13 protein-coding genes are annotated in these 14,014 nt (G+C 58.7%); 11 read left to right on the top strand and 2 right to left on the bottom strand.

The window, feature by feature from the left end:
* The first annotated feature begins 7 nt into the window (after nucleotides 1–7).
* The 11 genes from JJ917_00390 to JJ917_00340 all read left to right on the top strand — a co-directional run bounded on the left by JJ917_00390 (nucleotide 8) and on the right by JJ917_00340 (nucleotide 12,025).
* A complete protein-coding gene (locus JJ917_00390) occupies nucleotides 8–706 on the top strand; it encodes a magnesium protoporphyrin IX methyltransferase (protein MBO6697263.1) in 699 nt (232 codons plus the stop codon).
* Nucleotides 703–2,154 (top strand): PucC family protein, encoded by a 1,452-nt coding sequence (locus JJ917_00385; GenBank protein MBO6697262.1) that lies wholly within the window; start codon nucleotides 703–705, stop codon nucleotides 2,152–2,154. Before JJ917_00390 ends, JJ917_00385 begins: the two co-directional genes overlap by 4 nt.
* A gap of 23 nt (nucleotides 2,155–2,177) precedes the next feature.
* A complete protein-coding gene (locus JJ917_00380) occupies nucleotides 2,178–2,477 on the top strand; it encodes a hypothetical protein (protein MBO6697261.1) in 300 nt (99 codons plus the stop codon).
* Nucleotides 2,474–3,580 carry a magnesium-protoporphyrin IX monomethyl ester (oxidative) cyclase gene (gene acsF / locus JJ917_00375; protein ID MBO6697260.1) on the top strand — a complete coding sequence of 369 codons (1,107 nt, stop codon included), beginning with the start codon at nucleotides 2,474–2,476 and terminating at the stop codon, nucleotides 3,578–3,580. The genes JJ917_00380 and acsF overlap by 4 nt, the downstream gene beginning before the upstream one ends.
* 10 nt (nucleotides 3,581–3,590) lie before the next feature.
* Nucleotides 3,591–5,819 carry a 5-aminolevulinate synthase gene (gene hemA / locus JJ917_00370; protein ID MBO6697259.1) on the top strand — a complete coding sequence of 743 codons (2,229 nt, stop codon included), beginning with the start codon at nucleotides 3,591–3,593 and terminating at the stop codon, nucleotides 5,817–5,819.
* Between the two features lie 275 nt (nucleotides 5,820–6,094).
* Entirely contained in the window at nucleotides 6,095–6,571 is a 477-nt protein-coding gene (locus JJ917_00365) for a cytochrome c family protein (GenBank protein MBO6697258.1), read from the top strand.
* A 249-nt stretch (nucleotides 6,572–6,820) separates the two neighbouring features.
* Nucleotides 6,821–8,503 (top strand): magnesium-protoporphyrin IX monomethyl ester anaerobic oxidative cyclase, encoded by a 1,683-nt coding sequence (gene bchE / locus JJ917_00360; protein ID MBO6697257.1) that lies wholly within the window; start codon nucleotides 6,821–6,823, stop codon nucleotides 8,501–8,503.
* Complete coding sequence (gene bchJ / locus JJ917_00355; GenBank protein MBO6697256.1) at nucleotides 8,503–9,150, top strand: bacteriochlorophyll 4-vinyl reductase; 648 nt, start codon at nucleotides 8,503–8,505, stop codon at nucleotides 9,148–9,150. The genes bchE and bchJ overlap by 1 nt, the downstream gene beginning before the upstream one ends.
* Nucleotides 9,151–9,191: 41 nt before the next feature.
* Nucleotides 9,192–9,779, top strand: a complete 588-nt coding sequence (gene idi, locus JJ917_00350) for an isopentenyl-diphosphate Delta-isomerase (protein MBO6697255.1) — start codon at nucleotides 9,192–9,194, stop codon at nucleotides 9,777–9,779.
* Nucleotides 9,780–10,082: 303 nt separating this feature from the next.
* Nucleotides 10,083–10,880 carry a photosynthetic reaction center subunit H gene (puhA, locus tag JJ917_00345; GenBank protein ID MBO6697254.1) on the top strand — a complete coding sequence of 266 codons (798 nt, stop codon included), beginning with the start codon at nucleotides 10,083–10,085 and terminating at the stop codon, nucleotides 10,878–10,880.
* The gene (locus JJ917_00340; GenBank protein MBO6697253.1) at nucleotides 10,877–12,025 is read left to right on the top strand and encodes a PH domain-containing protein; all 1,149 of its coding nucleotides are present in this window, start codon (nucleotides 10,877–10,879) and stop codon (nucleotides 12,023–12,025) included. Before puhA ends, JJ917_00340 begins: the two co-directional genes overlap by 4 nt.
* Nucleotides 12,026–12,121: 96 nt before the next feature.
* Here JJ917_00340 and JJ917_00335 read toward each other — a convergent pair whose 3' ends face one another.
* Together JJ917_00335 and JJ917_00330 are read right to left on the bottom strand one after the other, a co-directional pair.
* Nucleotides 12,122–12,670: a dihydrofolate reductase gene (locus tag JJ917_00335; protein MBO6697252.1), complete on the bottom strand. Its 549-nt coding sequence runs from the start codon at nucleotides 12,668–12,670 to the stop codon at nucleotides 12,122–12,124.
* A 255-nt stretch (nucleotides 12,671–12,925) separates the two neighbouring features.
* Nucleotides 12,926–14,005 (bottom strand): photosynthetic reaction center subunit M, encoded by a 1,080-nt coding sequence (locus JJ917_00330; GenBank protein ID MBO6697251.1) that lies wholly within the window; start codon nucleotides 14,003–14,005, stop codon nucleotides 12,926–12,928.
* Nucleotides 14,006–14,014 lie beyond the last annotated feature (9 nt).

Raw genomic sequence — 14,014 nt, 5'->3', positions numbered from 1 at the left:
TCATCCCATGGATACCTATCAAACTAGGCGCGGCGAGATCCAAGCCTATTTCGACCGCACAGCCGCCAAGACCTGGGAGCGTCTGACTTCTGATGCGCCGGTGTCTGGCATTCGCGCGACAGTGCGCGCGGGCCGCGATGCCATGCGCGCCACGCTCCTGTCTTGGTTGCCCGATGACATGTCCGGCCAACGCCTGCTGGATGCTGGCTGCGGCACCGGAGCCCTTGCGGTGGAGGCCGCCAAACGTGGCGCCGACGTCGTCGCGGTGGACCTTTCGCCCAACCTGGTGGACGTCGCCCGCGAGCGCATGCCGCACAATCTTCCAGGCACGATCACGTGGCACGCCGGCGACATGCTGGATGAGAACTTCGGCCGCTTTGATCATGTGGTCGCGATGGACTCTGTCATCCACTACGAGGCTGGCGACAAAGTCGGTGCATTAGCCCGTTTGGCCGAGCGGACCGACGGTCAGGTGCTTTTCACATTCGCGCCAAAGACCCCACTGCTCGCGGCCATGCATACAGTCGGCAAACTCTTCCCACGCGGCGACCGCTCGCCAGCCATCGTGCCGATTTCAGAGAACAAGCTGCGCCGCCTGATCGCCGAACGCATGCCCGATTTCGCAGCCGGCAACACCAAGCGCATCGCGTCAGGTTTCTATACCAGCCAGGCGTTTCAGATCACCAGAGCGGAGCCGCGCACGTGAGCAGACGGCTGCCCCAGCTGAAAGATCAGTGGACCAAGATTGGGCCACGATTCCTGCCGTTTGCCGATGCTGCAACCGATGAACTGCCGCTGCCCCGCTTGCTGCGCCTGGCGCTGTTCCAGATTTCCGTCGGAATGGCCGTAACGCTGATCACCGGCACGCTGAACCGTGTGATGATCCTGGAACTATCAGTGCCGGCCTGGCTCGTTTCCATCATGGTGGCGCTGCCTTTGCTATTCGCGCCTCTGCGAGCGCTTATCGGGCATAAGTCCGACACCCATAAATCCCTGCTCGGCTGGAAGCGTGTGCCCTTCATCTGGTTTGGCACCATTTTTCAGTTCGGCGGCCTGGCGATCATGCCGATGGCCATTCTGCTGATGAGCGTCGGTGGCGGGCCGTTCTTCCTTGGTCACATCATCACCGGCCTTGGCTTCCTGCTAATCGGCCTTGGCCTGCACACCACGCAAACCGCCGGGCTAGCACTGGCGACCGATCTGGCCCCAGAAGAGGCGCGCCCGCGCGTTGTCGCGCTGCTCTACGTTATGTTGCTCATCGGTATGGTGATCGGTGCGCTGGGCTTCTCCTGGCTCCTGGCTGACTTCAGCCACCAACGGCTCATCCAAGTCATCCAGGGCGCAGCGGTCGTCACCATTGTGCTCAACATGGTGGCGCTCTGGAAACAAGAGGCGCGCAACCCAGCCGCCACCGCGCCGCACCTTGATCGGCCAACCTTCTCAGAGGCCTGGCGCGCCTTCACCAGCACCAACCGCACCGGCCGTTTGTTGTTGGCGGTTGGTTTGGGGACACTGGCGTTTTCCATGCAGGATATCCTGCTGGAACCCTATGGCGGGCAAGTTCTTGGCCTGTCCGTCAGCGCCACGACACTGCTCACGGCCCTCTTTGCCGGTGGCACACTGGCTGGGTTTGCCTTGGCAGCACAGCGCCTGGGCAACAATTGCGACCCCTACCGCTATGCCGGTTTGGGCGCGGTAATCGGTGTAGTCGGTTTCACACTCGTTGTGTTGTCAGCACCACTTCAATCCGCCTTCATGTTCCGCGGCGCAACCGCGATGATCGGGTTTGGCAGCGGCCTTTTTGCCGTCTGCCTACTCACCGCAACCATGCAGCTGGCAAAAACCACAGCCGACGGACGTTCTACCAATGGTATCGCGCTCGGCGCATGGGGTGCCGTCAACGCAACGGCGGCTGGCCTTGGCCTGGCGGCCGGTGGCGCACTGCGCGACCTCTTCACAGCCATGGGAAGTTCGGGGCTTTTTGGCCGGGTCATCACCGATCCAGCCTTTGGTTATGGGGCTGTCTACCACCTGGAAATCGGACTGCTCTTCGCAACGCTCATCGTTTTGGGCCCGCTTGTCGGCGCACAGCGACGCGCCACGGACACCACCACCAACAGGCAGGGCTTTGGCCTTGCCGAATTCCCCGGATAACGGGGCTAAGGGAGGACTTGCCAATGTTCAGCCTGTTCAGCCGCGAAAGCTTCGATGTTGGCTGCACTGTCGATGTGCAGAACACCTTCGACAGCCTTCACGCCTATGTCGAATTGGATGGCGACATCGCCATCGCACCTGGTGACGAAGTCATCGTCCATGGCCGTCCGGTCGAGGTTCCTTATGGCGAACGCGTGGTGCTGCAACGCACCGCCACCGTGCGCCGCGCCCATTGGTTGGAACGCACTTGGACCCGGATGACCGGCGACTTCGAATTCATGGAACTTTGCGAATTCAGCTTCTCAGAAAGGGCTGCGCTATGAACGTCCATTCACCCGTCAAAGAAGGCACGCCCGTCACATCCGATGTGAAAGCGCGCGCGCCGATCAACGAAACCACGCGCATGGCGCAGGAAACCACCCTGCTCGATCCGCGCTTCTACACCACCGACTTCGACAAGCTCGATAAAGTCGATGTGACCTTGGTGCGCGAAGAGTGGGACGCGCTGATCCAGGAAATGCGCGATGACCCCAACAAGGGTCATTTCAAACGCAACGAAGATTGGGATCACATCGACATCGATGCGCTCGATCCAGAGCTGAAAAAAGAATTCATCGACTTCCTCGTGTCGTCTTTAACCGCCGAGTTCTCCGGCTGCGTGCTCTACAAAGAGATGAAAAAGCGCGGCAAGAACAAAGAAATCTGCGAGCTCTTCTCTCTGATGGCCCGCGATGAAAGCCGCCACGCCGGCTTCATCAACGACGCTTTGAAAGAGTTCGACATTGGCGTGAACCTTGGCTTCCTGACCAAGGCGAAGAAGTACACCTATTTCCAGCCGAAGTTCATTTTCTACGCCACCTACCTGTCAGAGAAGATCGGCTACGCCCGTTACATCACCATCTTCCGCCATCTGGAAAAGCATCCGGACAAGCGCTTCCACCCAATCTTCAAATGGTTCGAAGAGTGGTGCAACGACGAGTTCCGCCACGGCGAAGCGTTTTCGCTCTTGATGCGTGCGAACCCAACGCTTCTGGAAGGCCGCAACAAGCTTTGGATCCGCTTCTTCTTGCTCGCCGTCTTCTGCACCATGCATGTGCGCGACCAGGCCCGCCCGGCGTTTCACAATGCCCTTGGGGTGGATGTCGAAGAATACGACATGCAGGTGTTCCGCACGACGACCGAAATCACCAAACAGTGCTTCCCGGTTCTGCTTGATCTGGACAATCCAAAGTTTTTGGAGGGCCTGCGCAAGCTCAATCGGATCAACCAAGCCATGGGCGAGGCTGATCGTGCCGGCGGCCTTGGTGGCAAGCTGCGCAAGTTCGGCCTTGGCACAAGCGCGTTTCTCACGTTCGCCGGACTCTACTTCATGAAGACCAAACCCAATACGATACCGGCGACCAGCCGGCTTCAACCAACCTGGTGATGCAAGACCTGTGACCAGCTGGCTCGCCCCGATCGGATTTGCGCTGTTCCTCTGGTGGTTTTCCACCGGGGTGATTCTGCTGGCCGACCGGCTGCCGCGTATCACGCCACGCGCAACCATGGCGGTGGCGAGCCTCTTTGGCATCGCTGCCATCGTTGCCGTCTGGCTAACGCGCGACGTGATGACCGTCAGCGGCGCCTTTATCGCCTTCACGGCGGGGCTGGCGTTCTGGGGTTGGCACGAGGTGAGCTTTCTGACCGGAACGATCACCGGCCCGCGCCGCACCGACTGCCCATCGGATGCGAAGGGCTGGCAACGGTTCAGATACGCCACCCAGACGCTGATCCACCATGAACTGGCCATCGCGCTGACGGTCGTCGGGCTGGTCGCAGCGCTTTGGACGGCCGGCAACCAGACCGCGCTTTGGACTTTCATGATCCTTTGGGCGATGCGCCTTTCCACCAAGTTCAACATCTTCCTCGGTGTGCCGAACATCACCGAGGAGTTTCTGCCCAGCCATCTGGAGCATCTGAAAAGCTATTTCCGCAATCGCGCACTCAACCTGCTTTTCCCGCTCTCGGTGACGGCAGGCACGCTCCTCACGGCCTGGCTGGCGCAACAAGCCTTGGGCGCCGTGCCGCCAACCCAAACGACTTTTGTTCTACTCACGACACTCGCTGCCCTTGGCGTCATCGAGCATTGGTTTCTCGTTCTGCCCTGGCGCGATGAGGAACTCTGGCGCTGGTATCTCCGGCGCCCCCTACCGGACTCAGTTGGCGAGGCCGAGAAATCTTCCATTGAACGTTCAACCATCACGCAAAAAGCCGATCAACGGCGCGCATCTGACGCGTTTTCCGACGCGCATTCCAATCGGGGACACTTTACCATGACGGACACACCCACACCCAACGACAATGAGAATGGCACTGTTCCGTTCGATGGTCTGAGATCTGTTCAGCGTTGCCCAGCCGGCAATCTGATCACCGAAACGCACGAGCATCCCGTCGCCGCCAATGACGAGCAGATGGATTATGAAGCGTTCTTCAACGGCGCTCTGGACGGTTTGCGCGACAATGGTAACTACCGCGTTTTCGCTCATTTGGAACGTAAGATGGGCGCATTTCCCAAAGCCAAACGCCACACCGCGGATGGCATCCACGATGTCACGGTCTGGTGCTCAAACGACTATCTCGGCATGGGCCAGGAGCAGTGTGTGATCGATGCCATGCACGGCGCGATTGAGCGCTGTGGCGCAGGCGCAGGCGGCACTCGCAACATTTCCGGCACCAACCATTTTCATGTGCTCCTGGAGCAGGAATTGGCGGATCTTCATGGCAAAGAAGCCGCGCTGATCTTCACCTCCGGCTATGTTTCCAACTGGGCATCCCTCGGTACATTGGGGTCGACAATCCCCGACTGCGTGATTCTGTCCGATGCACTCAATCACGCTTCCATGATCGAAGGCATTCGCCATTCGCGCGCCGACAAGATGATTTGGAAGCACAATGATCCGGAGGATCTTGATCGCAAGCTTTCCGATATTGCACCCGGCCGACCGAAGATCGTCGCCTTTGAGTCGGTCTACTCGATGGATGGCGACATCGCGCCGATGCTCGAGATCGTTGAAGTGGCTGAAAAACATGGCGCGATGACCTACCTGGACGAAGTCCACGCGGTTGGCATGTACGGGCCACGCGGTGCTGGCATTGCCGAACGCGACGGCGTCATGGACCGGATCACCGTTGTTGAGGGCACGCTTGGCAAGGCATTTGGCGTCATGGGCGGCTACATCGCGGCCTCAGCTGCGCTCTGTGATTATGTCCGCTCGTTCTCCTCGGGCTTCATTTTCACAACCGCGCTTCCACCATCCATCGCAGCCGGTGCAACCGCCTCCATTCAGCATTTGAAAGAAAGCTCGGTGGAGCGCGAGGCGCAGAAAGAGCGTGTGGCTAAGGTCCGTGCGGCACTGGACGCCAAAGGCATCCCGCATCTGCCGAACCCGAGCCATATCATTCCGGTGATGGTAGGTGACGCTAAAAAATGTAAGTTTATCAGCGACGTACTTCTCGATCGGTATGGAATTTACATCCAGCCCATCAACTATCCGACGGTCCCCAAGGGCACCGAGCGCCTGCGCATCACGCCAGGCCCACTGCACACGGACGGTGACATCGCCCAGCTCGTGAGCGCGCTCAACGATCTTTGGTCGCAATGCGCTCTATCGCGGGCCGTCGCCTAGCACGGACTCACGAGCAGTCGGCGGCCCTTGACCGTCGCCGACTGCGCCCAATGTTGCAGGCACGTTTTTGTGCTCTGCTTGAACCAATCATCACACCAAACGTAGAAGAAGAGTGCGGCGGAAAGCCCGCGGAAACCATCTTTCGATGAGGAAAGAGAAGTTTGCGTTGCAATTCGACGTCTCGCCGCCCGCCGCCTTGACAGGGCTTTCAAGCTCGCGTCAGTGTTTCTGCGGAGTGGCATTTCAATGACGGCCCAATGGCCAAGGGAGAAAGAATGATGAAACGTTTCGCGATTGCGCTCGCTGCGGCGGCCTGCACCATGGTTGGCGGCGCCAGCATTGCTTCTGCGCAGGATGCCCAAGCCTATATCGACGCAGATGCAGAGGCCGGCGCGGCTGTCTTCCGCCAGTGCTCCGCTTGCCACATGGTCGGTCCCAACGCCATGCAGCGCGTCGGCCCACCGCTCAACGGCATCATCGGTCGCGATTGGGGCTCAGTTGAAGGCTTCCGCTATTCTGACTCCCACATCGAAGCTGGCGAAGAGCAAGGCGGCGTTTGGACCGTTGCGATCATGTCGGAATACCTTGAAAACCCGCGCGCCATGGTGCCACGGACCCGCATGGCATTCGCAGGTCTACGCCAGGAAGCACAGATCCAGAACGTGATCAAATATCTCGCTGGCTTTGACGCCGATGGTAACGAGGTTGATCCGGCACCTGTGCTCGAAGAGCACTATGGCGGCGACATGTAAGCATCTGCTTATACATCGTTTTTTGAGAAATTGGCCGGTGCTTTCGCATCGGCCTTTTTTCCTACCGCTTGGGACAAAAGAAGAACTCTTTTGGTCAAGAGACGCCAAAACGCCGGACAGAGCAAGAACGGCGGGCACACCGGATCAAACCGACCTTCATTTGATACGTGTCAACGAAAATGGACACTTATCGCTGTTCACTGTGACGATCAGTCAGATGCCTGACGCGATCACAGAACTGGGCCGGCCATGCGCATTCTCCTCATCCACCCTAACTACCACTCGGGCGGCGCGGAAATTGCCGGCAATTGGCCACCGGCATGGGTTGCCTATCTCACAGGCTCGCTGAAAAAGGCTGGCTATACTGACGTCGCCTTCATCGATGCGATGACAAACAAAATGTCCGATGCTGACATTCGTGATGCCATCGCCGCTGAAAAGCCCGATGTCATCGGTTGCACCGCCATCACCCCATCGATCTACAAGGCTCAAGGCATCCTGCAGGTTGCCAAAGAGCTGCACCCGAACGCCGTGACCGTGCTCGGCGGCATCCATGCCACGTTCATGTATCAACAGGTGCTGGCCGAAGCCCCCTGGATTGATTGCATCGTGCGCGGCGAGGGCGAAGAAATCTTCGTCGACCTCATTTCCACCATTCACCAAGGCAATTGGCCGGGCGCACGCGAAGCGGTCCAAGGCATCGCCTATCTTGACGGCGATCAGGTCGTGGCCACACCAGCCGCACCGACGGTCAAAGACATTGATGGGCTGTCGCCGGACTGGTCGATCCTCGACTGGGACAAATACATGTACATCCCAATGAACCGGCGTGTCGCGATCCCCAACATGGCACGCGGCTGCCCGTTCACTTGCTCCTTCTGCTCGCAGTGGAAGTTCTGGCGCGACTACCGCATTCGCGATCCTAAAAAGGTGGTCGATGAGATCGAGGTGTTGGTGAAAGAGCACGACATCGGCTTCTTCATCCTCGCCGACGAAGAGCCCACCATAAATCGCAAGAAGTTCATCCAGTTCTGCCAGGAGCTGATCGATCGCGACCTGGACGTGCTTTGGGGCATCAACACCCGCGTCACTGACATTCTACGCGATGAGGAACTGTTGCCCTTCTACCGCAAGGCAGGGTTGGTCCACATCTCGCTTGGGACCGAAGCAGCGGCGCAGTTGAAGCTTGATCTCTTCAACAAGGAAACCACGATCGAGGAGAACAAACGCGCCATCCGCCTGCTGCGCGAAGCCGGTATCGTGACCGAAGCGCAGTTCATCGTCGGCCTGGAAAACGAAACGGTCGAGACGCTGGAAGAGACCTATCAGATGGCCCGCGATTGGGAGCCGGACCTCGCCAACTGGGCGATGTACACCCCCTGGCCCTTCTCCGATCTCTTCAAGGAGCTTGGCGACAAGGTCGAGGTGTTCGACTTCGACAAGTACAATTTCGTGACCCCCATCATGAAGCCCGAAGCGATGGATCGCGCCACGCTGCTTGACCGTGTGATGCACAATTACCGACGCTTCTACATGAACAAAGCCTTCTTCTCTTACCCTTGGAAGGGCACGGGCCAGCGTCGCAAATATCTGCTGGGTTGCTTGAAAGCCTTCCTGAAGGCCGGGTTTGAACGCACCTTCTACGATCTTGGCCGCGTCAATTACTGGGGACCGCAGTCGAAAAAGGGTGTCGATTTCAAGTTCGATACGACCAAAAAGCGTTTCGACGCTTCCAAGATCGAATGGCAGACCAACCACAATCGCCCGGCGAGCACCATGCATGAGGCGGCCAAGGCGATGGCGTGTGGTGGCGCACCGGTTCAACTCACAGACGAGCAGATGGAAGAGGCCGAAAAGGTCGGCCATGTCACCGTGTTCGACGGGCACAAGAAAGCGCTGGATCAAGCTGCTGACCAAAACATCCCTGCCTGATGGGCGGGGTGTCGGCCTTATCGGATTCGACGCGCGCCGAGCCCGAACAACACAAGAGGGCGCTCGGCCGCATCGGGCCGAATGCCCTATTGCAGGTCTTCAACGTCTTGAACGACTTGCTTGGCGCTGACGAAACCAAGCGGTTGGCAAAGCGCGCCGGTCTTGGCCATCATATCGCCACGCCGCCCTCCGCGATGGTCGATGAACGCGATGTGGTTGCCCTTCACCAAACGATCCGCGCCTCCTTGTCCGCTGACCAGGCTGACGGCGTTTTTTGGAAAGCAGGCGATCGAACCGCCGATTACATACTGGCGAACCGTATTCCGAAACTTGTTCAGTCGGCACTGCGCGCCCTGCCCGCCTGGGCAGCAAGCGCCATTCTCTTAAGGGCCATCGCCAAGAACGCCTGGACGTTCGCTGGCAGCGGTCGGTTCAGCTTTAAGGCTGGTCGACCCGCAATCCTGACCCTGAGCGATTGCCCGGCCTGCTTCGAGGTTTATCCGCCAGGGCAACCTTGCCTCTACTACACGGCAACCTTTCAAGGCCTATTCCGAGCATTGGTTCACCCTGACGCGCAAATCACCGATCAAGGCAGCACTTCGCCCGGTGGGCGTCAGCGCATCTTTCGCTTAGACTGGCCAGCCTAACCGCTGCCCAGAGCGCCACCATCAAGTTCGGCCGAGCCTTCATGACCCAGATCACCATTCCCGCTATCGCCGACGACGGATCGCTCTATCCAATCGAGAAGCTGCGTGCGCACGAGCTCGGCGTTTTGCATCTGGCAATTTCCGTTTTCGTTTTCAGCCCGCAGGGCGAACTGCTCATTCAAAGGCGTGCGGAGGAAAAATACCATTGCGGCGGTCTATGGGCGAACACCTGCTGCAGCCATCCTCATTGGCAGGAGGATATCGCAGCCTGCGCCGATAGGCGCATGCATGAGGAACTTGGGATTTCGCTGCCTATGAAGCCCATTGGCGAGGTGACCTATCGCGCTGATGTTGGCGGCGGCCTCATCGAACATGAACGCGTTCAGATGTTCAAAGGTACGGCTGATCCTGAAACCTGGATTCCTAAACCCAACCCTGAGGAAATTGCCGAGCTGCAATGGGTATCGATGGACTGGCTGGTCGAGGCGATCGACGCTGATTCTGAAACCTTCACGCCGTGGTTCCGCCTCTATGTGCAGCGCTGGCGGAACGTTTGGGCGCCTGCTGCGCAACCGATCAACGCCACTCACCGCCTCATGATGAAATCGCGTCCGTTTTTTCACCTGTAAACTGGAATCAACGTCCAATTTGATTGACACATACGCTGCGTCAATCATACTCTTAAACGATGTCGACCCTGTGGTTTGCTGCAGGTGCGATGTGCCGGTGCATCCGCGCCGGATCGAACAGAACGGACGAAACAGGTGATGCTCGTCAAACGACAGATCATGAGCATTGGACCGCGCGCCCTTCGGCACGGCGAGCCCACGCTCTCTCACCATCGCTCTTCTGCTCGGCCAACCGCTTGGCAGGGCCCATTAAGCCTGCGGTCTGGCCACTTTTCACGCACTCGGGAGCTATAGGAGGGCGCAATGGATTATACCCAATTCGATTTCGTCAACTTCACCACGCATTTGGACCTCGCGCAGGTTCTGCTGTACGCGTTCTGGCTGTTTTTCGGCTATTTGCTGTTTTACCTGCAAAGGGAAACGCGTCGCGAAGGCTATCCGCTGGAGTCGGACGAAACAGGCAATATCTATGAGCACGGCATTTACATGCCTGAGCCAAAGACGTTCCGTTTGCCGCATGGCCATGGCGACGTCACCGTTCCGAACTATGAGCGCGAGGCCCGCGAGCTAGCGCTGCAACCGAGCGAGCCATGGTCCGGCGCTCCCAAAGACCCGACGGGCGACAATCCGATGCTCGATGGCGTTGGCCCTGGCGCCTACGCCTTGCGCGCTGATGTCCCGGATCTGTTGAATTCCGGCGCGGTCAAGATTCGCCCGATGCGCATGGTCGAAGCTTTTGGGATCCCCGATGGCGATCCCAATCCCATCGGCTGCAACGTGGTCGGTGTCGACAAACAGGTCGGCGGCACCATTGTCGATGTCTGGGTCGACCAGGCCGAAAGCGTCATCCGCTATTACGAGATCAAGGTCTCCGATGAGGAAGGAGCGCGCACGGTCTTGATGCCAGCCAACTTCGCTGTCGTGAAAACCCGTCCCGACACCTACCTCTATGTGCATGCGATCAAAGGATCGCAGTTCGCGGACGTTCCGCTGACCGCGAAAATCGACGAGATCACCATGCTCGAAGAGGAAAAGATCATGGGCTATTTCGGTGCCGGCTATTTCTACGCCGCACCTGACCGTCCGGAGCCGCTGCTTTGAACTACATCCACAACCATGATGACTACGCCACAGAGCCTGTCCGCGGGCTTCCCGCGACGCTGCCGCGTGGCGAGTTCGTGTTGTGGCAAGGAACACCTTCCTGGCGGGCCTTCGCTCGCCAGGTTTTTCGCACCCGCGCGATCGCTATTCTGGTCACCTTGGCCGCGTTGGCGCGGGTTGCTTTTTCTGTTTCGGGCGGCGCGAGCCTTAGCACCGCGATTGGCGAGGCGAGCGTTATTGTCGCTTTTGGCTTTGCTGGCATCGCGATTTTGATGCTGCTCGCCTGGTTTGTGGAAAAAACCACAGTCTACACAATCACCAACAAACGCCTCGTGATGCGCGTTGGCGTGGCGATCCAAAAGACGTTCAACATACCGTTTGCGGTCGTTGACGGTGCTGCGCTGCGCGCCAACACAAACGATGTCGGCAGCCTTTCGCTGCAATTGAAGCCCGACGTGTCGCTCGCCTATCTCATTTTATGGCCACATGTGCGGCCTTGGCGGATGCGCCAGACCGAGCCGACACTGCGCGCCATCCCGCAAGCGTCAAGCGTCGCCAAACTGCTGACCGACACCTATACCTCGCACGTGCAGGCCACCGAAGCGCTGGAACGGTCCGGCGCCAACATGGCGTCCTTGAATGCTGATGCTGCTCCGAAGGTTGAGGCAGAACCCGACCGCAAGGAAGCCAAGGCGCACGATCCGCATCATATTCCCCGCCCTCTGGTCATGATGGCCGCCGGTGCGGCGCTTTTAACGGTTCTGGTGGTTGCCTTTGCGCAATGGACCGGCACCGGCGATCTACGCGCGAATGCCGGCCTGCCTGAATTTTCCCAAGAGATTCAGTTCCTGCCCTTGGAAGGTGATCGCATCGCCGTTCAAAACGTCGCCGATGGCAGCCTGATCACGACAGTAGAAGCCGGGACTGACGGCCTCCTGCGAGGCGCGTTGCGCGGCCTTGGCATGTCGAGGGATCATTCCGATTTTGACCTTGCTGCGCCCTATCAGCTGCAGCGCTTTGCAGATGATGGGGTTTATCTTTCCGACGCCCTTACCGGCCGGTCTATCCGACTGGATTCCTTCGGACCGTTGGAAACTGGCGCCACAGCTGATCTGCTGCGCTACGGCCATGCCGGCGGCACCTGACCGAGCCACCACTCGTTAGACGGACTCTCGGACTTGGACGGCGCCATCATTCATCATTGATCGGCGCCGTTTCTTTGCCATGCGCGAAGACTATAGCTAGAGCGAATCCTCTTGCACAATCCGGTAGTGCGATTGCACCAGGCCAGACGCAAACGCCTTGGTTCCAAGATGCTCCAGCTGGACATCGGCAATCACCTCACCAAAGAGGGGTAACCCCTGCCCGATGAGAACCGGGACACGGGTGATAATCATGTCCTCAATCAACCTTGCTGCAAGAAAGGACTGAATGAGTTGGCCGCCATCGATGTAGGCGCGTTTCCAACCGGCTCGGCGTACCTTCTCCATCGCCGCTGAAGGCGATAGATCGCAGATCTCAACCTGCCCCGCCAACGCTTCAGGAACATCCGACGGCTGACGTGATTCACTCATCACGACGACCGGCTTGTGATACGGCCAAGGCTCAAAACTTAGCACTTTTTCAAAGGTTCCGCGGCCCATGATCAGTCCATCCACGGAGGCAATCAGGTCATCGTAGCCATGACCTTCGCCGTCAGTATCGACCTGCATCAACCAATCCAGATCACCATCTGGCCGGGCTATGAAACCATCCAAGCTGCACGCGATGAACACATGACCGGTTGTCATCGAACGCCCCCTTTGGTGAAATTCTGCATGGCAATTGGGAGCCGGACGATCACAGCCGTTTAGGCGCCCATCCACCCTGTGCATCGCCTATGCAAGACCGTATAGGGCAACGCTATCGAAACAACAGCCGAACCAAGCCTTCCCGACAAAGACTGACAGGTGACACGGCAAGCGCCCTTCAACGAACACGACCCAACAAAAAACGCCGGCCAATGGCCGGCGTTCTTTTCAGTCCGATTGAGAACCCAACTGAAACTAGTTGGTCGTTCCCTCAGCCGCCGGCGTTGCTCCGTCTGCTGCCGGCATGGCGTCGGCGGCGGGGGCCGCCTCAACCGGTATCGGCGGTGGTGCCGGCTCGACATCCCACATAGAGGTCGTGGAGTCGGGCGTAATCGGCCACCAGGAAAGGTCTTCCGGCACAATCCCGTGCTTCATCCCCCAGAGCGTCCAGTCGTCGACCACGGTTCCGGTAATCAGGATGCCGATGCCGCCAGTCAGCGTGCAGAGCATCGCAAACCACCAGGCCCAACGGTGGATCGACTCCATCGAGGCGTTGAAACCCATCGTCCAGCGCCAGAACAAAGCTGCGCGTTCCGACGCCGTACCGCGATCGGTGATCTGTTCGATCTCGCGCTCACCGCCATAGCGTGTGACCGCCAGGATCGTCGCGCCATGCATGGCAAACAGCAGCGCCGAACCGTAGAGGAACACAATCGACAGCGCGTGGAACGGGTTCCAGAACAGATTGCCGTAGACGATGGAGAAATTGTTCGTCCAATCCAAATGCGGGAAGACGCCAAATGGCACCGCTTCGCTCCAGCTGCCCATCATAATCGGGCGGATGAAGCCAAGCACCAAATAGAGCCAGATCGCTGCGGCAAACGCGTAGGCGACGTGCAAGCCAAGACCGAGCGCAATCGCCCGCCGGTACATGCGCACCCACCACAACAGGATGGAGGCCGTGATGAAGAAGCCGGAGATCAGCCACCAGCCGCCCTCACGTAGGGGTGGCAGAATGTCGAGGCCATGCTCTGGCAGCGGCGGGTCCAGCGAAAGCCAGAAGAACTCACGTACGAACAGCACAGGGTTCCAATTTACATCGGCAGCCATATTGAGGCCGATGATGATGAAACCGATCGAGAAGGTGATAAGCGAAGCGACGCCAAGGAAGCCAAGATAGATCGGTCCCAGCTGTGCATTGCCGATCTTACCGATCCAGTAGCTGAGCACGCCGCCCTTGCGTTCGAAAGCGGCATCGTCGCGAGGAATATCGACGCCGGGCTCAACATGGCCCATCACCTGAACGCGGGTGAAGATGTTCTGATAGTTGTTCATCATACCCTC

Source organism: Hyphomicrobiales bacterium (genome assembly GCA_017642935.1).
Classification (GTDB): domain Bacteria; phylum Pseudomonadota; class Alphaproteobacteria; order Rhizobiales; family MH13; genus MH13.
Note: the sequence above shows the minus strand (reverse complement) of the source record. Positions and strands in the feature narration are given on the sequence as shown.

Coding starts and splice junctions, on each gene's coding strand:
- JJ917_00335 (MBO6697252.1), bottom strand. CDS start 12,670: ATGACAACCGGTCATGTGTTCATCGCGTGCAGCTTGGATGGTTTCATA.
- idi (MBO6697255.1), top strand. CDS start 9,192: ATGACCCAGATCACCATTCCCGCTATCGCCGACGACGGATCGCTCTAT.
- bchJ (MBO6697256.1), top strand. CDS start 8,503: ATGGGCGGGGTGTCGGCCTTATCGGATTCGACGCGCGCCGAGCCCGAA.
- JJ917_00330 (MBO6697251.1), bottom strand. CDS start 14,005: ATGAACAACTATCAGAACATCTTCACCCGCGTTCAGGTGATGGGCCAT.
- bchE (MBO6697257.1), top strand. CDS start 6,821: ATGCGCATTCTCCTCATCCACCCTAACTACCACTCGGGCGGCGCGGAA.
- JJ917_00390 (MBO6697263.1), top strand. CDS start 8: ATGGATACCTATCAAACTAGGCGCGGCGAGATCCAAGCCTATTTCGAC.
- puhA (MBO6697254.1), top strand. CDS start 10,083: ATGGATTATACCCAATTCGATTTCGTCAACTTCACCACGCATTTGGAC.
- acsF (MBO6697260.1), top strand. CDS start 2,474: ATGAACGTCCATTCACCCGTCAAAGAAGGCACGCCCGTCACATCCGAT.
- JJ917_00380 (MBO6697261.1), top strand. CDS start 2,178: ATGTTCAGCCTGTTCAGCCGCGAAAGCTTCGATGTTGGCTGCACTGTC.
- JJ917_00365 (MBO6697258.1), top strand. CDS start 6,095: ATGATGAAACGTTTCGCGATTGCGCTCGCTGCGGCGGCCTGCACCATG.